This is a genomic window from Pseudomonas sp. SIMBA_067 (assembly GCF_046534675.1).
GTDB lineage: Bacteria > Pseudomonadota > Gammaproteobacteria > Pseudomonadales > Pseudomonadaceae > Aquipseudomonas > Aquipseudomonas putida.
The window spans coordinates 1-274 of record NZ_JAWRYH010000388.1 but is presented as its reverse complement, the minus strand read 5'-3'; the positions used below and the strand labels follow the sequence as shown (position 1 = coordinate 274).

Genomic DNA, 274 nt, shown 5'->3' with positions numbered 1-274 from the left:
CCAGGCGAGATTCAGGTTCTCCAGCGTCTCATAACGGCGCTGCAACCAGCCGCGAAACGCCTGCTGACAGCGATCGCAATGACATTCTCCGCCATACTCATTGGAAATATGCCAGCCGAGCACCGCCGGATGATGCGCATAGCGCGCCGCCAGCCGACTGTTCATCGCCTGCACTTTCTGGCGATACACCGGCGAGGTCATGCAGTGGTTATGACGACCACCATGCAGAGCCGGCACGCGATCGCGCCCCACACGCAATACCTCCGGATACGCC

At 60.9% G+C, this 274-nt stretch carries 1 protein-coding gene; it reads right to left on the bottom strand.

Annotated elements, in window-relative coordinates; all coding sequences use genetic code 11:
* Positions 1 to 274: beta-galactosidase (locus SB765_RS29560; protein WP_410932481.1), on the bottom strand; the 274-nt coding region annotated here is incomplete at both ends.